At 51.1% G+C, this 17,581-nt stretch carries 18 protein-coding genes and 1 riboswitch; all 18 genes read right to left on the bottom strand.

All coding sequences use genetic code 11. The annotated features are described in order from the left end of the window. Positions 1 to 5: 5 nt before the first annotated feature. The 18 genes from N774_RS0101425 to cbiD all read right to left on the bottom strand — a co-directional run bounded on the left by N774_RS0101425 (position 6) and on the right by cbiD (position 17,570). The gene (locus N774_RS0101425; protein WP_051463361.1) at positions 6 to 1,127 is read right to left on the bottom strand and encodes an ABC transporter substrate-binding protein; all 1,122 of its coding nucleotides are present in this window, start codon (positions 1,125 to 1,127) and stop codon (positions 6 to 8) included. After that, positions 1,124 to 2,053 (bottom strand): hypothetical protein, encoded by a 930-nt coding sequence (locus N774_RS0101420; RefSeq protein WP_024859519.1) that lies wholly within the window; start codon positions 2,051 to 2,053, stop codon positions 1,124 to 1,126. Before N774_RS0101420 ends, N774_RS0101425 begins: the two co-directional genes overlap by 4 nt. A gap of 51 nt (positions 2,054 to 2,104) precedes the next feature. Further along, positions 2,105 to 3,148, bottom strand: a complete 1,044-nt coding sequence (locus tag N774_RS0101415) for a sirohydrochlorin cobaltochelatase (protein ID WP_024859518.1) — start codon at positions 3,146 to 3,148, stop codon at positions 2,105 to 2,107. Positions 3,149 to 3,417: 269 nt separating this feature from the next. Next, positions 3,418 to 3,634: riboswitch (cobalamin riboswitch) on the bottom strand. 81 nt (positions 3,635 to 3,715) lie between these two features. Beyond that, complete coding sequence (locus tag N774_RS0101410; RefSeq protein ID WP_024859517.1) at positions 3,716 to 4,357, bottom strand: precorrin-8X methylmutase; 642 nt, start codon at positions 4,355 to 4,357, stop codon at positions 3,716 to 3,718. Next, positions 4,354 to 5,823 carry a cobyric acid synthase gene (locus N774_RS0101405; RefSeq protein ID WP_024859516.1) on the bottom strand — a complete coding sequence of 490 codons (1,470 nt, stop codon included), beginning with the start codon at positions 5,821 to 5,823 and terminating at the stop codon, positions 4,354 to 4,356. The genes N774_RS0101410 and N774_RS0101405 overlap by 4 nt, the downstream gene beginning before the upstream one ends. Beyond that, positions 5,816 to 6,850 carry a pyridoxal phosphate-dependent aminotransferase gene (locus N774_RS0101400; protein ID WP_024859515.1) on the bottom strand — a complete coding sequence of 345 codons (1,035 nt, stop codon included), beginning with the start codon at positions 6,848 to 6,850 and terminating at the stop codon, positions 5,816 to 5,818. The genes N774_RS0101405 and N774_RS0101400 overlap by 8 nt, the downstream gene beginning before the upstream one ends. Then, entirely contained in the window at positions 6,847 to 7,812 is a 966-nt protein-coding gene (cbiB, locus tag N774_RS0101395) for an adenosylcobinamide-phosphate synthase CbiB (protein WP_024859514.1), read from the bottom strand. The genes N774_RS0101400 and cbiB overlap by 4 nt, the downstream gene beginning before the upstream one ends. Then, positions 7,809 to 8,369 (bottom strand): histidine phosphatase family protein, encoded by a 561-nt coding sequence (locus N774_RS0101390; RefSeq protein WP_024859513.1) that lies wholly within the window; start codon positions 8,367 to 8,369, stop codon positions 7,809 to 7,811. Before N774_RS0101390 ends, cbiB begins: the two co-directional genes overlap by 4 nt. Next, positions 8,366 to 9,130: an adenosylcobinamide-GDP ribazoletransferase gene (locus N774_RS0101385; RefSeq protein WP_024859512.1), complete on the bottom strand. Its 765-nt coding sequence runs from the start codon at positions 9,128 to 9,130 to the stop codon at positions 8,366 to 8,368. Before N774_RS0101385 ends, N774_RS0101390 begins: the two co-directional genes overlap by 4 nt. Further along, the gene (locus tag N774_RS0101380; protein ID WP_024859511.1) at positions 9,124 to 9,645 is read right to left on the bottom strand and encodes a bifunctional adenosylcobinamide kinase/adenosylcobinamide-phosphate guanylyltransferase; all 522 of its coding nucleotides are present in this window, start codon (positions 9,643 to 9,645) and stop codon (positions 9,124 to 9,126) included. Before N774_RS0101380 ends, N774_RS0101385 begins: the two co-directional genes overlap by 7 nt. Then, positions 9,642 to 10,691 (bottom strand): nicotinate-nucleotide--dimethylbenzimidazole phosphoribosyltransferase, encoded by a 1,050-nt coding sequence (cobT, locus tag N774_RS0101375; protein ID WP_024859510.1) that lies wholly within the window; start codon positions 10,689 to 10,691, stop codon positions 9,642 to 9,644. The genes N774_RS0101380 and cobT overlap by 4 nt, the downstream gene beginning before the upstream one ends. Further along, the gene (locus tag N774_RS0101370; protein ID WP_024859509.1) at positions 10,688 to 12,013 is read right to left on the bottom strand and encodes a cobyrinate a,c-diamide synthase; all 1,326 of its coding nucleotides are present in this window, start codon (positions 12,011 to 12,013) and stop codon (positions 10,688 to 10,690) included. Before N774_RS0101370 ends, cobT begins: the two co-directional genes overlap by 4 nt. After that, a complete protein-coding gene (gene cbiT / locus N774_RS0101365; RefSeq protein WP_024859508.1) occupies positions 12,010 to 13,200 on the bottom strand; it encodes a precorrin-6Y C5,15-methyltransferase (decarboxylating) subunit CbiT in 1,191 nt (396 codons plus the stop codon). The genes N774_RS0101370 and cbiT overlap by 4 nt, the downstream gene beginning before the upstream one ends. Continuing rightward, positions 13,197 to 13,940: a precorrin-6A reductase gene (cobK, locus tag N774_RS0101360; RefSeq protein WP_024859507.1), complete on the bottom strand. Its 744-nt coding sequence runs from the start codon at positions 13,938 to 13,940 to the stop codon at positions 13,197 to 13,199. The genes cbiT and cobK overlap by 4 nt, the downstream gene beginning before the upstream one ends. Beyond that, positions 13,933 to 14,655 carry a precorrin-3B C(17)-methyltransferase gene (gene cobJ / locus N774_RS0101355; protein WP_024859506.1) on the bottom strand — a complete coding sequence of 241 codons (723 nt, stop codon included), beginning with the start codon at positions 14,653 to 14,655 and terminating at the stop codon, positions 13,933 to 13,935. The genes cobK and cobJ overlap by 8 nt, the downstream gene beginning before the upstream one ends. Continuing rightward, positions 14,655 to 15,686: a cobalt-precorrin 5A hydrolase gene (locus N774_RS0101350; RefSeq protein ID WP_024859505.1), complete on the bottom strand. Its 1,032-nt coding sequence runs from the start codon at positions 15,684 to 15,686 to the stop codon at positions 14,655 to 14,657. The genes cobJ and N774_RS0101350 overlap by 1 nt, the downstream gene beginning before the upstream one ends. Continuing rightward, entirely contained in the window at positions 15,686 to 16,441 is a 756-nt protein-coding gene (gene cobM / locus N774_RS0101345) for a precorrin-4 C(11)-methyltransferase (protein WP_024859504.1), read from the bottom strand. The genes N774_RS0101350 and cobM overlap by 1 nt, the downstream gene beginning before the upstream one ends. A 1-nt stretch (position 16,442) precedes the next feature. Further along, entirely contained in the window at positions 16,443 to 17,570 is a 1,128-nt protein-coding gene (gene cbiD / locus N774_RS0101340; protein WP_024859503.1) for a cobalt-precorrin-5B (C(1))-methyltransferase CbiD, read from the bottom strand. Positions 17,571 to 17,581 lie beyond the last annotated feature (11 nt).

The following is a 17,581-nucleotide window of genomic DNA, read 5'->3' as shown; positions in this document are numbered from 1 at the left end:
CCACCTCATTGAAGCCTGTGAAGAAAGGTAAGCTCATTATCGTTATTGCTTGTGAAAACGCAGTTCATGTCGCATATCATGTCGGCTGCTCCTGTGGTCTGCTGAAACATATTCTGTCCCGTACACCACACATTGCCATTTCTGACTGCCTTAAAGTCCGCAAGTACACTGCTCTTTTCAATGAGTTGGTCAACGCTTTGGAGCTCGCCGTCAATGGTGCTGTTGTATATGAGGATATCCGCATCGTGAGCGATATCGTAAAAGGTCTCGGTCTGGATATTCATGGTGGACAGGGCGTTGTCGTCGATATTCAGGTCATCGGCAGTAAAGATATACCGTCCCCCTGCAAGGTCTATCATCTTTGAAACGTAGTCACCGGGCTTACGAATGCTGACATAGCCGTTTGAGGTAATGTAGAAGAAAGCCGCTGTTTTTCGTTCAGATTCGGGGATATCGTTTACGGAGAGCTCCTCGAAAGCCCTTGTCTTTTCAGTGAAAAGCTGCTCTGCGGAGCCGTAGTCCCCTGTGAGAAGTCCGTAGAGCTTTATCCATTCCATACGTCCGAGAGGGTGTGTCTCATAGCTTGAACGCTCCACCAGTACGGGGATGTCAAAGGATTCAAGCTGCTCCTTGACCTCGGGAGTATGGTATATCATGGTGGATTCCACAGCAAGTCCGCATTTATCGGCAACAAGGCTCTCGTAGTCGGGTGAGCTGTATTTGCCGATGTATTTAATACTGCCCGACGCAACTGCATCGCGGATATGGGGCAGGCTCCAGCCGTTTTCGGCAGTGGAGGTCATTTTGATGTCTCCGAGCTTGTCTATGCCGTCGAACAAGTCCATAGCAGAGGTAGCCGCAACGTAGATATTTTCCACGGGCTGCTTTATGACGGTCATACCCTCTGTATCCTCGGGAACTGCCGTATCCTCGGGGACTATCAGAAATTTATCGTCACCGATAGTCACAACTGAGCAGCCGTTTTCGCAGAAGTCAACGGTGAACTGCTCGGCGTATTTCAGGTCCATGCTGCCCACAATGTCGGGAGAAGCAACGTTTTTCTTTTCCTCGCAGCCTGTGATAAACAGCAGAGAAACTGCGGTCAGGAATGATACAGCGTGTTTCATTCGCATTTCTTTATGGTAGATGAATCAAAATACAGGGTATAGTCTATCATGTGTGGCTCGCTCATTGCGGTAGTCTCAGCGCCCACGGGCATTTTGTAATCGAAGCCGAGAACGTCTATAATAAATACCGAATGTCCGTCAGTAATAGTCGGCAGGTATGCAGCTCCCTGCATAACCATTTTATCGTATTTGTCGCTGCTCCATACTATCTCTGCGTCAACATTGCCGTCTTTGACGATGAGCTTTGCAGGAGATGCTACAGAAGCTCTTCCCGAGCCGCCTTCAAGTGTCACATCAGCAGTGTATTCGCCGTCCTCAAGCCCCAGCGAAGAACATTCGGTATATCCGCGTGTGAGCAGAGCGTCCATAGGGAGAGAATCAGCACGGAATACGAGGGTACGTCCGTACCACTCCTGCTTCTTTGCACTGAGTGCCGCACACTGTATCTCCTTGTCGAGAGCTTCAACAGGCACGCTGAAAACAGACTGTCCGCTGTCATTTGTTGTATAGGTGATACGCTCCGATTCATCAGCTTTTTTTGCCTCGTCCTCTGTACCCATGAACAGCGCATCGTAGGACTTGCTGTCGATGATTATATCGGCGTTCATGCTGCTGCCCTTGACGTAGAGGATACAGTCCGCTATCTTGAACATCGAGGAGCTTGAATCCACGGAGATATGGTATTCTCCCTCTTTTACAGTATTAGCCCTGACCTCGGTCATGCCCTCGAAGCCAACTTCATTCTGCGAAGCTGTAACGTGCTCGGTAGTGGGTTCTGCTGTAGTCTCCGTGGGTGCTTCCGTTGTTGTTGTCTCAGCAGCTGTAGTTTCAGGTGTGCTGCTCTGCTTTGAGCTCTGTTCCTTTGAGCTGCATGAAGCCAGCATGAGCATACTGATAAGTGAAAGTGCGATAATTCTTTTTTTCATAGTTAACCTCTTATATCAAAATCGGGCAGCCTTGACTGCCCGATGTATTTATTACTTTATGGAATCAACTGCTGCCTGAGCGTGCTCAACGTAGAGCTTTCTGATCTCCTCGTTCTCACCGAGACCTCTTAACAGGCACTTGACCTCGTAGCCCTCAGCCTCGAATACGGACTTCCATGAGTCCTCATCGTCGCCTGCCATGTCGTTGTTAGCGTGGTCACCTGCAACTACCATGAGAGGCTCAAGAACTACCTTTTCGTAGCCGCCTTCCTTGACCTTTGCAAGAACATCCTCAACAGAAGGTGAAGCCTCAACTGTACCTACGAAATAGTTTGTGTGACCGTCAGCAGTGAGAAGCTCCTGCATCTTTGCGTATACGCTGTTTGAATCAGCATCTGTACCGTGTCCCATGAAGCAGATAGCGGTCTTTCCGTCGTCGTACTCCTTTGTCCAGTCAACGATAGCGTTCTCAACGCGCTTGAAGTCGTCGTCGCTTGCGAGAAGAGGCTTGCCGATTACTACCTTGTCGAAAGCGTCGGAGTAATCTGCTATCTCGTCAACAACGTCGTTGTACTCAAGACCGTTCATAAGGTGTGTAGGCTGAACAACGAGAGTCTTGACGCCGTTCTTTACTGCTCTGTCGAGAGCTTCCTTTACGTCGTCGATGATTTCGCCGTCACGGCTCTTAACGTGATCGATGATGATGTTTGCTGTAAAGCCGCGGCGTACTGAGTAGTCGGGGAATGCCTTTTCAAGAGCTTCTTCGATAGCGCCTATTGTAAGACGGCGGCTGTCATTGAAGCTTGTACCGAAGCTGAGCACGAGAAGCTCACTCTCGCCGATATCATCCTGATTTCTTGGGTTGTCCAGTGAAGCATCGCCTGTGTCGTAGTTCTCTTCGTCCTCTTCCTCAGCAGCCTCTGTAGTTGTCTCGGCAGCTGTTGTAGCCTCAGCAGTAGTGTCGGCAGCTGTTGTTGCCTCTGTTGCAGATGTTGCGGATTCCTTGCTCTCAGATGAGCTCTTGGAACCGCCGCAGCCAGTAAATGCAGCAGCTACTACGGTGAGTCCCATTAAGAATGCGATTGTTTTTTTCATATAGATCTTCCTTTCTCCGAAAGGCATGACCGCATAACATTGATGTGCCAACTAAATCTTGAATCTGATACTTGACAAAAATGAAAACTTCTCTGCGTTGCCAAAGCTTGCAATACAACAGTATTCCTTCATTTTTGCCTTCGTCTGAACTTCAAGACTAAATTGCCACATCAATAAAAAAGCCTCTGCATTGCAGAAGGCATTGCAAACAGACTCTCGCCGAGAGCCTGCGTAACAGTACGATCAATACCTCGTGACCTGACCTTTCGGTCGTGTACCAACAAACGGCAGGTTTCCTGACTTATGCTTCAGCGCGTTATACAAGCCTTCCCGATTGCTCAGTGACTTCGCAGAAAAACTCCTGCAAAAAGTATAACGCTCCGCAATTACAGTGACGAGATCGTGCAGGAGCTTCACCTGCTTCCCTTTTACCCTTCTGCCTGCCGTGATATCGGCATAGAAGGCACCGTCTGCTTTATTAAATTTTAACTAACACTCATATTATATCAGAACGAATTTTAAAATGCAAGCAATCCGCGTATTTTATACGTTTACAACAATCAGGCTTCACTTTTTGAAGCCTTTTTTGTTGTCAAGCATATAAAGCAGAGCGTTGCATATGGCAGCCGCAACATTGCTGCCCCCTTTACGTCCTTTTGCAACTATACACGGGACTCCCGAGGCTATGAGCATCTCCTTTGACTGCACCACATTCACGAAGCCCACAGGAGCTCCTACGACCAGCTTTGGAACGAAGTCTCCCGAAGCTATATGGTCACAAAGACGTACAAGAGCTGTGGGAGCATTGCCAACGGCGTATATCACAGGTCTGTCAAGCCTTGCGGCTTTGTCAACGGAAGCCGCTGCCCGTGTAGTTCCGCAGCGCTTGGCGGTCTCCGCAATATCCTCATCAGCCATGAAGCACATGCACTCGCAGCCGTGACGTGCAAGGGCAGCCTTGTTTATGCCTGCCTTTGCCATATTCGTATCCGTGACAATGACAGCGCCGCTTTCAAGGACTTTCAGTGCAGTATCAATGACATTCTTCGAAAAATAGAGATTTTTTGTATAGTCAAAGTCCGCCGTGGTATGTATGGCACGTATAACAACGGGCTTGATAGCCTCGGGTATGGGAGCTTCAAGCTCGCTTTCGATTATTTCAAAGCTGCGCTTTTCGATGTCCGACGGCAGCACATATTCCAAGTTCATACGCCCTCCTCAATGATACGGTAAACAAGCTCCATATCGAGATTTTTTCTGACATTGTCCGCAAGCAGGTCAAGCTGAGAATTGCGGTATTCACGCCTGTCAGTGATATTGCCGCGGTATTCCGTTCCCTTGAGCTGATACAGAGCTTTTACAAGTCTGCCCGATACCTCCGCACTGTCAAAAATGCCGTGTACATAGCAGCCTGCTGCATTTCCATCAAAGCTTCCGCCGCAGGTGGTGAGCGCCCCGGTATGGCTCTCCGTAACACCCATGTGCACCTCATAGCCATAGAACTCCGCACCCGAAAGGCACGAGAAAAAGCCGCTTATATCGCCGAAGCTGCCCGTTGTCTGTGTCTGAGTTTTATCTGTGCTGAACACGGTATCGCAGCCGAGCAGACCAAGACCGCCAATGCATCCGCCGCATTCGCTTCCGTTCGGGTCAGAGATAGTTCTACCCATTATCTGATAGCCGCCGCATATGCCGAATACTGGGATATCCGCCCCCAAGCAGCTCCTTATCTCATTGGAAAGACCGCTTTCGTCAAGCCATTTCATGTCCGCAATGGTACTTTTAGTTCCCGGAATGATTATCATATCGGGCTTGCCAAGCTCTGACGCTCTTGTGACATACCTGACGGAAACACCGCTGTACTGCCCGAAAACGTCCATATCAGTGAAGTTGGATATCTTAGGCAGATGTATCACAGCAATATCGATTATCCCGTCGGCAGCCTTGGAGTTGAGCTTCTCGGACAGGCTGTCCTCGTCCTCGATATCGCAGCTGATGTAAGGAATAACTCCTGCCACCTTTTTGCGTGAACGGCTTTCAAGTATTTCTATACCGTCACGGAACAAGGATATATCACCGCGAAACTTGTTGATCACAAGTCCCTTTACATTTTCGCGCTCCCATTCTTCAAGAAGCTCCAGAGTGCCGATAAGCTGGGCGAAAACGCCGCCTCGGTCAATATCTCCCACAAGAAGAACGGGAGACTTTACAAGCTCAGCAAGTCCCATATTGACTATATCGTCGGATTTAAGGTTCAGCTCCACGGGACTGCCCGCACCCTCAATGACGATGATATCGTACTGACTTGCAAGTGCATTGTACGCCGAAACAATGTCGGGTATGAGCTCCTTTTTGTGGCGGAAATAGTCCGCCGCTCTCATATTCCCGCGGACTTTGCCGTTGACGATGACCTGTGAACCCACGTCAGTGGTGGGCTTCAGAAGTATGGGATTCATCAGAGCTGAGGGCTCAATGCCTGCTGCTTCTGCCTGCAAAGCCTGAGCTCTGCCTATCTCCGCGCCGTCGGGAGTGATAAAGGAGTTGAGAGCCATATTCTGGGACTTGAATGGCGCAACGGAATAGCCGTCCTGTCGGAATATCCTGCACAGCGCGGCAGTCAGAAAGCTCTTTCCCACATTGGACATGGTGCCCTGGAGCATTATATTCTTAGCCATTCAAACACCTCCCAAGTGCGCTGATAAGCCTTATATTTTCATCATGGGTGCGGACTGCGACACGATAAAAGCCCTCTGTCAGTCCGCTGAAACTCTGACAGTCACGGATAAGTATGCCCTCTGCGAGAAGCTCCTCCGCAAGTCCTGTACGGCTTCTGAAAAGAAATAAATTCGCAGCTCCGTCATATACCTTTACTCCGAGCCTGATAAGCTCTGCGGCAAGAAAACGCCTTTCATCTGCAATGTATTCCCTTGTTTTGCGAACATAGTCAGCTTCATAAAGAGCGGCAATGCCTGCTGCCTGAGCAGGTGCGGAAACGCTCCAGAACTGACCGCTTTTTTGTATTTTTTCTGTGAGCTCAGAACTGCCGCATAAGGCGTATCCAAGCCTTATCCCCGGTATTGCAAGGAGCTTGGTAAAGGCTTTCAAAATGATACAGCTTTCGCTGAAATATCTCCTGAGACTATAGCTTTCGCTGTCACTGACAAAGTTCAGAAAGCACTCATCGCTCACAAGGACAATGCCGTTTTCACTGCATTTTGCGGCGATCTTTGTCAATAATTCGGGGGCTATTAGCCGTCCCGTGGGATTGTTGGGCGTGCATATAAAACACATATCGAGGGCGCTGTCAAGCACATCAATAATACTCTCGGTAACGTCAAAATTGTTCTGCTCACTGAGTTTATGCTCACATATCTCACAGCCGACTTCGTAAAGAGCACGTCTGTACTCGCTGAATGTGGGGACACATATCAGCGCCTTACGAGGCTTTAATGCGTGGACCATACGAAAAATCAGGTCATCAGCGCCGTTTCCGCAGACGATATTATCAGAGCTTATGCTTTCATGCTTTGACAGCTTGCCGCGAAGCTCACGGCAGTACGGGTCGGGGTATTTTTCAATGTCAGCTATACTTCCGAGTATAGCTTTTTTTACGCTGTCGGGAACTCCGAGAGGATTGATATTTGCCGAAAAATCGAGAATACATCTCAGCTGCTCGATATTTCCCCCATGCTGTTGTATCATAGAATACCTCCCCAGATAATGCACCTTGCAGCTGCCGAGATGATAAGCATAAGCACCGAGGCAGCATACATAAGACAGTTTGCACGGCGAATATCCTGCGGCTCGACAGGTCGGTCGTTATCGCCGATATAGGGCTTTTTGTGGAGCTTACCGAAGTACCATGCGTCACCTGCCAGCCTAAGATGAAGTGCTCCTGCACAGGCTGACTCGGTCTGCGCGGAGTTGGGACTTGCATGATTGCGCCTGTCGCGTTTCCATATGCGGAAAGCATTTTTCCCGTCAAGCCTGCAGACAGGAGCTGCAACTATCATAAGCAGGGCTGTCAGACGGGAGGGTATATAGTTGAGCACGTCGTCGGTCTTAGCGGAAAAGCGCCCGATATCAGCGTATTTCTCGTCCTTGTAGCCAATCATGGAGTCCATAGTATTAACGGACTTGTAGAAAAAAGCTCCCACAGCTCCGCCCAGCCCCATGTAAAAAAGGGGCGCTGTTACGCCGTCGGAGGTATTTTCGGCGACAGTCTCCACTGCCGCGCGGACTATGCCGTCACGGTCAAGGACTGCCGTGTCACGTCCCACTATCATTGATACAGCCCTGCGTGCAGCTTCGGTATCTCCCGACTCTGCGGCGCGGCAGACCTTCATGCTCTCCTTGCAGAGACATTTCGCCGCCAGCATATAGCAGCACAATACGGACTCCGCAGCAATGCCGAGAATGAGACTGAAATGATAACAGATAATGAGCAGGGCAAGAGGAGCGGCAGTTGAAAGGATAATCACAGTCAGCCCGAGGAGCGTACCGCCCATGCGCAGGTTTTTCATTCGCTTTCGGACAAGCTTTTCAAGTCCTCCGATGAGCCGTCCGATAAGCTTTATTGGGTGCGGTATGTTATATGGATCGCCGATGATACAGTCAAGGATAAAGCCGATCATCAGCGGCAGTGCAGGTAAAAAATGCTTCATATTTTCTCCGTTATTTCAAGTTCCGAGCCGTTCCAGCGGCAGACATACCCATGACCGTTTTCGCAGTGCCAGTCAAAGTAGTCCCTGTGGGGAACTGCGTATTTTTCAAGTATGGACATTATTGTTCCGCCGTGGACCACAAAAGCTACAGAAGCTGCTCCCCCGAGGCTTTTTACAATGTCCTCAAAGGCTTTCACGCAGCGCCTGCGGAAGTCCTCAGGAGCTTCACCCTTTGGAAATGGCAATGTGCCGCCGCTGTCGATCCACTTCTGATAGTCGGCGTTATGAGAGAGCTCGTTATAATTCATGCCCTCAAAGTCGCCGAAATCACATTCGCGGAGCTCCTCAGCCGTAAGATATCCGCTGTGAGGAAAGAGTATCTCAGCGGTCTGTATACAGCGCTTCATGGGACTGCATACGATCATTTCACAGCTTGGGAGCTTCAGCTCTTGCAGCTGAGCTATGCCCTCACTGCACAGGGGTTCGTCAGTTCTTCCGATATAACGCTTTTCAATGTTCCCAGCTGTCAGTCCGTGGCGTATGAACAGTATCTTCACAGCTGACACAACCTTTCCGCAAATACGGCTGCCGCAAGCATGGCTATCTCGCAGACCTGCAGGAACCAGCCGCAGAGGTCTCCTGTGATACCGCCAAAATCACGGTACGAGGTATATCTGTGCCACAGCAGTACCAGTACAGCCGCAGCTGCCGCAGACAAGCCCTCAACAGGCATTAAAAACACCGCAGAAGCAGTGCTCAGCGTGATGAAAAAAGCTTCCATTGCCACAGTGATATTTTTGTGTGAGGGTCGTACAAAGCTCCGGAGCGTACCCTCGCTTTTTGCCGATTTAAATGTGACTGCCGTAAGTCCGCTGAGAGCTCTTGACAGCACATAGCCGCAGGCTATGACTGCCGCAGCCCTTACAGTTTTTATCTGAGTAAAAAGTGCGGTCTGCATAATAAGATAAAGGCATAGCCTGATGACTGCAAAGGAGCCGATATGTGGGTCGGACATTATTTCAAGGCGCTTTGCCTTGTCCGCGTATGAAGCTCTTGCGTCGCAGACGTCGCAAAAGCCGTCAAGATGTATGCCGCCTGTTACAAGTACTGGCAGAAAAACAGCTCCCGCCGCAAAAAGGAATTGTGCGATACCTAACCTGTCACAGAATATCCGCCACAGTATGAGAAGTCCGCCGATGACTGCGCCGATAAGTGGGAAGAAGCCCAGTGCGCAGCGGCGGTTCTCTTCCTTCCATTCAACTTTCGGAACGGGTATCCGCGAGTACATCAGAAAAGCCGAACACAGTGACTTCAACATGGTATCTCTCCTTTCAGCACCACAGGCAAGCCGTAAACGCACTCCACGACGTTATCCGCAAGCTTGGCTATGCGCCTGTTTACTTCGCCCATAAGGCGGATATACTCGGCAGTTCCCTCAGCGTAGTCTATGCCGTCGCTGCCCACCTGATTTGTGACGATGATAAGCTCCGCGGCGGTCTCAGACAGCTTTTTTATACCGCTGACTATCTTATCCGCAGGGAAGCACGTACCGCTTCCCGAGAACATCTCGTTTGCGCAGAGATTCCCCACACATTCCAGCAGCACAGCGCTGTCAGTCGGCAGCGATACTTCGTGGATATCGGTGTATTTCTCGATAGTCTCGAAGCCCTTGCTCTCACGCATTTTTCGGTGGCGCTCAATGGCTTCAAGAGCCTCCTCGCCAAAGGGCTGCATGGTGGCAATATAGAATTTTCTGCCGCGGAAGCCGTCCAGAAGCTTTTCTCCAAGCCCGGATTTTCCGCACTTTGAACCGCCTGTCACGAGAGTTGTCATTTAAGCTCAGCGTACCTTTCTATATTAGTTTCGTCAAATCTGTGAGAGTTCCTGTAAAGCGCCAGTGCTCCGTCAAGGAGTGGCAGAAGCAGCACTCCGCCTGTGCCCTCCCCCAGCCGCAGTCCTGCATTTATGGGAGCAGTAAGTCCGCAGAAAGCGAGAAGCCCCTCCCCCGCAGGCTCTCCCGAGCAATGGCTCGCCAGCATATATTCGCGGCACAGGGGCGTCATGCCGCAGGCTACAGCCGCCGCAGCTGCCGAAATAACGCCGTCTATGACGACGGGGACGCGGTAGTATGCTCCGCCGAGGAAAAGTCCTGTCATTGCGGCTATTTCAGCTCCGCCAAGCTTTTGGAGCAGCTCCAATGGCTTGTGCTTGTCGGGCTTGTTGACTTCCAGTGCACGTTTTACTGCATTTATTTTGCGTTCCAAGCCCTCGGTAGAGAGACCTGCGCCTCTGCCTGTGACCTGTTGGGGAGGCAAGTCCAGAAGCACAGAAGCTAAGGCGGCAGTGGGCGTGGTATTGCCTATGCCCATTTCGCCTGTCACGATGATCTTTGTGCCGTGCTCCCGCAGCTCTTCCACCATGTCCATGCCCGTAACTATGGCAGCTTCTGTCTCTTCGTCGGTCATGGCGCTTCCCTGTGTGATATTGCGTGTGCCATAGACGACCTTTCGCTTTATGAGCCTGCCGCAGTCCACATCTGCCGCGATACCCACGTCAACGGCTATGACCTCAGCATTGAAAGCAGCAGCCACTGCGTTAATATTGGAGCGTCCCTCTGCGATAGCCGCGGCGCACTCCGACGTGACTTCCTGTCCGCACTGAGTAACGCCCTCGCTGACAACGCCGTGGTCTCCGCACATGACGACCGCTGTCCTGGCTGATATATCCACGTCGGCAGTCCCCTGCACAGCGGCTATTTTCTGTATCATTTCTTCAAGCAAGCCGAAGCTGCCCAATGGCTTGGCAATGCTGTCCCACCGCGATTTTGCCGCCTGATATGCAGCTTTATCGGCGGGAGTGATATTTTTTATCCTGTTCATTTTTTCTCTCCGTATACTACACAAGCCTGCACGAAGCGCTCCGCGATACTTATATCCGAGTAGAAATTGATATGCGGAAAGCCTGCGTAAAGAGTATGACTGACATGGCAGCAATCCCACGTTCTGCCGTCAGACTTTTCGGCGGTGAAGCCGCTTCCGCAGTCCGAGCTGTCCCAGTAGTGGAACTCATGGGCACGGATAGTCTCTCCGCTTTTGCAGAGCAGATTATCGGACTTGGCTTTCATGGTGATATAACCGAATCGCTGTAGACTTGATGTGGGGAACACCTCACCGCTCACAGCTCCCACCATAGTATGAGATACGCCGTTTTTATCCGTAAGTCTGTTGTGGAGATACATAAAACCGCCGCACTCCGCAATAGAGGGCATTCCGCTGTTTATACAGCTCCTTATGCTTTCAAGCATTGAGCTGTTTGCGGAGAGCTCGTCGGCGTATAGCTCGGGATATCCTCCGCAGAGGATAAGACCGTCAGCCTTGGGCACAGACTTGTCTTTAATAGGCGAAAAATACTCTATCCTACAGCCCATTTTTTCAAGGAGTTCCATATTTTCACTGTATATGAAGCAGAAAGCACTGTCACGGGCGACTGCTATGGCAGGCGCTGACGCAAAATGCGGTATGCTTGGAGCTTTAAAGGCAGGCAATGGAGAACTGTTGATTCCGAGCAGCTTATCTATGGAGATGTACCTCTCCGCCAGCTCTCCCAGACGAGTCAGCTTGTCCTGTATATCGGCGATCTCGTCAGCAGTCACCAGTCCCAGGTGGCGGCTCTCCACAGTGATATCGCTCTTGGGCAGACAGCCGAAATACTCCGTGCCAAGCTCAGCGCAGAGCTTCTCCGCAAGGGGAATGAGCCTCTCGGGCAGGCGGTTGAAGATAAAGCCTGATATCCTGTTTGGACGGTAGCTGAGAAAACCGTTCATGACCGCTCCTATGGAGTCGCTCATACCCTTGCAGTCAATAACAATGACCGTAGGAGTTTCCGTGATCTCCGAGACAGAATGAGCGCTGCCCACAGCTCCGTCGTAAAAGCCCATAACGCCCTCGATAACGTCGATATCGCTGCTTTTGCCGTATTCGCCCAGCAGATATAACAGCGTATACCTGCCGCAGAAAAAGCTGTCAAGATTGTGGGAGCCAACGCCTATGACCTTGCGGTGAAACATGGGGTCGATGTAATCGGGACCGCACTTGAACGCCGAAACATTCAGTCCCCTTTTTTTCAGTGCAGAAAGAACAGCGCAGGTCACAGTAGTCTTGCCGCAGCCGCTGTTAGTGCCGCCGATAATGAAGCGCTTCATGACAGACCTCCGCTTATGATGAACACGGGATTCTGAGCTTTCAGCATGGTGTGGGAGCCCAGTTTTTCGGTGCGTGTAACAGCTATCTGTACTATTTCGGGAGCAGTTCCGTACTTCTCGAAGCAGCTGACAGTCTCGTTCAAGGTTTCAAGAGACACAGCATTAACGACCATATCTGCCTTTGGATTCTTTTCGTACACGGCTGCAAAAATGCTGTCCATATTTCCCGAGCTGCCGCCGATAAATACCTTGTTGGGAGCCTGCACATCTGCAAGGCTTTGGGGACATTCGCCCTCTATGACTTCAATGTTATCACAGCCGAAAAGACGGGCATTTTTCGCGGTGAGCTCCACAGCCTCGGCTTTTTTGTCAAAGGCGAGCACCTTGCCGTCGGGACAGCGATAGGCAGCTTCCACCGACACAGAGCCTGTGCCGCAGCCAATGTCCCACACAACAGAATCAGTGCATATATTAAGCTTTGAAACGGCAATGCAGCGCACCTCGGACTTTGTCATGGGGACCTTTTCGCGGAGGAACTCCTCATCGCTTATTGCCGAGGGGATATGCCGCAGTGCTTCACTGTTTTCGGTTATCATTACTGCAAGCCCGTCCATATGGCTTTCAGTTAGTTCAGCAGCTTTTCCAGATATTATGCGCTCAGTGGGATAACCGAAATCGGCTCCGATGTGTACTTTAACATTGCCCATGCCGTATTCGCAAAGACGGCTGCAAACGTCAGCGGCAGTCATATCTCCCCCAAGGAGAAAGAAGCAAAGCCGATTCAGCTTAACGTTTACGGCGATATTGGAGCTGTGCCCATGGAGAGTCACGAACTTCATCTGCTCATATGAGATACCAAGCCTGCTGCAAAAATATGCGGCTGAGGATATACCTGCCATGACCTTTACATCGTGTCCCGAAAGAAGCGGCAGAAGCTTTTTTGTACCGCTGAAAAATCCGCAGTCACCCGACATAAGCACAGCTCCGCAGTCATATCCGCAGCTGTTTATTTTTGCGGCAATATCCTTTGGAAGATAGCTGCAAAACAGCTCTTTTCCCAGATGCCCGAAAGGGCTGAGCATGCGCTCTGCCCCTATAAGGAGCTGTGCTTCATTTATGGCGGCTTCGGCTTCTCGTGTCAGGGTCTTATCGCCGTCCATGCCTATACCGATAATGTATACTTTCATTTACTCAGCTCCCTTTCGATGATGTCGATTATTTCTTCAAGGCTGCAGCCATCCTCGGCAGGGCGCATAAGTGTTATCATTTCAGCGCCGCAGATACGCGCCGCCTCGGATTTTTCGGAGTACCCTCCCGTTTCACCGCTCTCCTTGGTGACCAGTATCTTTGCGCAGCTTTTTTGTATATGTGCTACGTTCTGCTCTACGGTAAAGGGGCCTTTTTCCTGTATGACCTTTGCCTCATCATAGCCAAGTCTGCGGGATTGCTCCAGTATTTCTGCCGAGGGCAGCACTCTTATCCACAGCCGCTCCCTGTAGTTTCTCACATTTGTTAGTTCGGGCAGAGCCTTGCTGCCGAGAGTGCTCAGAACAGTGGCGTCAGTGCAGTTGAGAAGCGCTGTCAGCTCCTGCATATCTCTGACTGTCCTGCCCTGTGATGCAGAGCTTTTCCTGAGGAGCCGCAGAAAATGCAGACCTGTATTTTCGCAGGCGGCTTTGATGTTTTTTGTGGCTTCCACAGCATAGGGGTGAGTAGCGTCAATGACCATGGCATACTTTTTTTCGAGCATGAGTGCGGTCATCTGCTCTGTGTCGAGCCTGCCGCAGAGGACGTTGACACCCTCGGGGAGAAGTGACGCTCCGTAGTCCGTAGCTACCGAAACATCGGCGGATATTCCGCTTTCTGCACAGTGCTCGGCAAGGAGCCGTCCCTCGGTAGTTCCGCCGAATATGAGCAGCTTATACATTTCGGTAGCCTCTGGGAGTTACCATTTTTCCGTTTATCACCTTTGTTTCGGAATTGCCGATATACACGGTGGTGAACATATCCACAGCGGTGCCGCGGAGCTCCGAAAGAGTGAGCACACGGCTCTCCTGACCTTCCCTGCCGATATTTCTCACATAGCCGCAGACCGTATCGCCGGAGCGGTGCTTCAGCACGATATCGCAGGCTTTTTGCAGGTAGTCCGAACGATTCTTTGAGGACGGATTGTACAGTACGATCGTAAGGTCGCACTCCGCCGCACATTCAAGGCGCTTCTGTATCTTTTCCATGGGAGTGAGCAGGTCGGAAAGGCTTATGACCGCAAAATCGTGTGTCAGTGGCGAGCCGAGAACAGCTCCGCCGCTGAATGCCGCAGTTACGCCTGCAACGACTTCTATCTCAACGTCGGGATAGCTCTCGCTGAGCTCATATGCAAGACCTGCCATACCGTAGAGCTGAGGGTCGCCGCTGCATATGAGAGAAACAGTCTTGTCTGCGGCTTCACGGAGAGCGGTCTCCACGCGCTCACTCTCCTGCTTCATGCCTGTTGAGGCGTAAATTTTTTCGGGGAAGTGCTCTTTGAGAAGCTCCACATACTTTGTATATCCGACTATCAGCTCACTTCGTTCTATAGCCTCATGAGCCGCAATGGTCAGACCCTCACGGCTGCCTGCTCCTGTTCCCACAACGTAAAGCATTACAGTATCTTCCTTTCAAAATCAAGTATCAGCGGCTTTTCCGCAGCAGCCACAGTCACGCCGTCTGCGGCAATTTTTCGCAGTATCAACTCACCGCCGCTGCATTTCACGGCGCTTCTCTCGCAGATGTTATCAGCACCAGTGACAGCTCTCACAAAATCCGAAACGGTAAAGCTGCCCTTTACCTCCATAAGCTCCTGCGCAGTGTAAGTGTGGAGCTTTAAGCCGTATTTTTTGCAGAAGCTGAGAAGCCCCTGCTCATTGGCTTTTATATCGGCAGTTGCGGCGGCAATGACACACTCTATAGGGATATGAGCCTTTTTCAACGCAGAAACGACTGCCTTTTCTATAGTCTCGCACTCAATACCGCGTTTACAGCCGATACCGAGAACGATATTCTTCGGCAGGAGCCTTAGTGTTACGGGAAACGGCTTTATATCCTTGCTGCCAATGTACAGACCTGTGCGGCAGTCCTTATCCTCAGAGATATCCCTGTGCAGCCCCACATATCCGTACTCACTGACGATACCCGTTTTTTCACCGTCAAGAACAGCCGCTGCTATTTCCTTGGCTGCGTCCATATCTGTTATGATAAGTCCGTTTGCCGCGGCGAAGCTGTCAGGTGAGAAGTGTCCGCCGATATCCGTTGCCGTTGTAATGACAGCCTGTGCGCCGAGAAGAGACCCGAGCCGCAGTGCAAGCGCGTTTGCACCGCCGAGATGACCTGAGAGTACGGGGATAACGAAGCTGCCGCCCTCGTCTATGACTATCACAGCAGGGTCACTGGTCTTTGACTGTATATGGGGCGCAATGGAACGCACTGCGATACCGCAGGCGCATACAAAAACAAATGCGTCGTACCTGTGGAAAATATGCGAGATTAGTCCTGCCGTATCCTCAAAGCACCGAGAGCCGAAGTCCGAATGACTGCGGAGACAAAAGCGCTCCGTACTGATAAAATCGGCAGTCTGGGCTATGCGCAGTGACAGCTCCTTTCCCTTTTCCGTAAGGGAGATTAAAGCTGCTCTCATCATTGGCTTGCCTTTCTGAATCCCGTTTCAAAATCAGCGGAGTACAGTTTTGACAGTGAGCGCACATCACCGAGGAAGTCTCCCACGGTTATGAGAGCGGTCTTGGTTATGCCGTTTGCCTTTGCTGCTTCTGCAAGAGTACCTACGGTACAGCGGCAGACCTTTTCGTCTGCCCATGTTGCCTTGTACACTATGGCAGCAGGAGTTTCGGCGGAATATCCGCCTTTTAAGAGCCTTTCAGAGAGCTCCTCCAGCATGCCTGTGCTGAGGAATATGACCATGGTCGCATGGTGAGCCGCAAGGCTCTCTATGCTTTCTGCATCGGGGACGGGAGTGCGCCCTGCCATGCGAGTGAGTATCACGGTCTGAGACACGTCAGGCAGGGTGTACTCGGCTTTCAGTGCCGCCGCAGCTCCGCAGAAGGAGCTTACTCCGGGGCAGACGTCATAGACTATGCCAAGCTTGTCCAGTCTGTCCATCTGCTCACGAATAGCGCCGTATACACATGGGTCACCTGTGTGGAGCCGCACCGTAGTTTTGCCGTCTGCTTCGGCTTTCTCCATAACATTTATGACCTCGTTGAGGGCCATGACAGCGCTGTTGTGTATCTCACAGCCCCTTTGAGTATAGTCCAGCAGCTCGGGGTTCACCAGTGAGCCTGCATATATGACCACATCAGCTTCTTCGAGGAGCTTTTTTCCACGTAGAGTTATAAGGTCGGCAGCACCGCTGCCTGCTCCAACAAAGTGTACCATATCATTTCACCGCCAAATCAAGTATCTCATCTGCGTATTCCGTTTTCAGGAGCATATTGTGCTGATAGGAAAAGACCATCGCACCTATTTTGGCTTCACTCTTTGCTCTTGCCTGTAAATAGCCGTGTATGCGCTCCGTTAGGACTTTCAGCACTGCATCTGCGCAGCTGTTTTCATAAAGTATATCAAGGGCTGCGTCAGCAGTTGCACATTCGCTGAGCCTGCAAAGAATACTGCTGTCCACCCCTGCAAGAGCTCCGCAGGCGATAAGGGTCTCCATTCTGCCGTCGGCATTTGAAGAATGGGTGTTCATGATTCCCGAGCCCAGCTTCACCATTTTGCCGATATGACCGTATATGAGTATATCTCTGAAACCGAGAGTAATGCCTATATCAATGGCGTCGCCGATGAAGTTGCTGCACATGACGCACTGCTCACTGAGCTGGGGCAGATTCTCGGCTATGAATCTTTCACTGTAGTTGCCCACCGTAAGGATAAGAGCCTTTCTGCCCTCGCTGCGGCGGATATTAGCCTCAGTGCGGATAGTTTCGATTATGGCGGAATTGCTCATAGGCTCGACTATTCCCGTGGTTCCGATTATGGAGATACCTCCCACAATGCCTATACGTGGATTAAAGGTCTTTTGCGCCAGCTCCTCGCCTTGGGGGACTGATATCACTACTCGGAAGCCGCCGCGGTATTCGTTCAATTCAGCCGCTTCTTCCACAGCCTGAGCTATCATCTTGCGTGGTACGGAGTTTATAGCGGCTTCACCGACTGGCTGGTCGAGACCTGCCTTTGTAACGGTGCCAACGCCCTTGCCGCCGACTATCTCTACGCCGCTGCCGATCAGTGAGACCTCCGCACAGACCTCGATGCCGTTTGTCACATCGGGATCATCGCCGCTGTCCTTTATGACCGAGCATATAACGCTTTCGCCGCTTCGCTCACACCTGTGGACACTCAGACTGAGCTGTCCGCCCTTGGGGATAAGTATATCAACATTTTTTACCTTGCTCCCAGTAAGCAGAGCCTGTGCCGCAGCCTTAGAAGCTGCCGCCGCGCAGGTCCCCGTCGTATAACCGCACCGCATTTTCTTTGTGCCGCAGTATATGTACCTTTCTTCCATGCGATCACCCG

The organism is Ruminococcus flavefaciens AE3010, assembly GCF_000526795.1.
GTDB classification, from domain to species: domain Bacteria; phylum Bacillota; class Clostridia; order Oscillospirales; family Ruminococcaceae; genus Ruminococcus; species Ruminococcus flavefaciens_D.
The sequence above is the reverse complement of the archived record's forward strand: the minus strand, read 5'-3'. Positions and strand labels throughout refer to the sequence as shown.

Coding starts and splice junctions, on each gene's coding strand:
- N774_RS0101425 (WP_051463361.1), bottom strand. CDS start 1,127: ATGAAACACGCTGTATCATTCCTGACCGCAGTTTCTCTGCTGTTTATC.
- N774_RS0101420 (WP_024859519.1), bottom strand. CDS start 2,053: ATGAAAAAAAGAATTATCGCACTTTCACTTATCAGTATGCTCATGCTG.
- N774_RS0101415 (WP_024859518.1), bottom strand. CDS start 3,148: ATGAAAAAAACAATCGCATTCTTAATGGGACTCACCGTAGTAGCTGCT.
- N774_RS0101410 (WP_024859517.1), bottom strand. CDS start 4,357: ATGAACTTGGAATATGTGCTGCCGTCGGACATCGAAAAGCGCAGCTTT.
- N774_RS0101405 (WP_024859516.1), bottom strand. CDS start 5,823: ATGGCTAAGAATATAATGCTCCAGGGCACCATGTCCAATGTGGGAAAG.
- N774_RS0101400 (WP_024859515.1), bottom strand. CDS start 6,850: ATGATACAACAGCATGGGGGAAATATCGAGCAGCTGAGATGTATTCTC.
- cbiB (WP_024859514.1), bottom strand. CDS start 7,812: ATGAAGCATTTTTTACCTGCACTGCCGCTGATGATCGGCTTTATCCTT.
- N774_RS0101385 (WP_024859512.1), bottom strand. CDS start 9,130: ATGTTGAAGTCACTGTGTTCGGCTTTTCTGATGTACTCGCGGATACCC.
- N774_RS0101380 (WP_024859511.1), bottom strand. CDS start 9,645: ATGACAACTCTCGTGACAGGCGGTTCAAAGTGCGGAAAATCCGGGCTT.
- cobT (WP_024859510.1), bottom strand. CDS start 10,691: ATGAACAGGATAAAAAATATCACTCCCGCCGATAAAGCTGCATATCAG.
- N774_RS0101370 (WP_024859509.1), bottom strand. CDS start 12,013: ATGAAGCGCTTCATTATCGGCGGCACTAACAGCGGCTGCGGCAAGACT.
- cbiT (WP_024859508.1), bottom strand. CDS start 13,200: ATGAAAGTATACATTATCGGTATAGGCATGGACGGCGATAAGACCCTG.
- cobK (WP_024859507.1), bottom strand. CDS start 13,940: ATGTATAAGCTGCTCATATTCGGCGGAACTACCGAGGGACGGCTCCTT.
- cobJ (WP_024859506.1), bottom strand. CDS start 14,655: ATGCTTTACGTTGTGGGAACAGGAGCAGGCAGCCGTGAGGGTCTGACC.
- N774_RS0101350 (WP_024859505.1), bottom strand. CDS start 15,686: ATGAGAGCAGCTTTAATCTCCCTTACGGAAAAGGGAAAGGAGCTGTCA.
- cobM (WP_024859504.1), bottom strand. CDS start 16,441: ATGGTACACTTTGTTGGAGCAGGCAGCGGTGCTGCCGACCTTATAACT.
- cbiD (WP_024859503.1), bottom strand. CDS start 17,570: ATGGAAGAAAGGTACATATACTGCGGCACAAAGAAAATGCGGTGCGGT.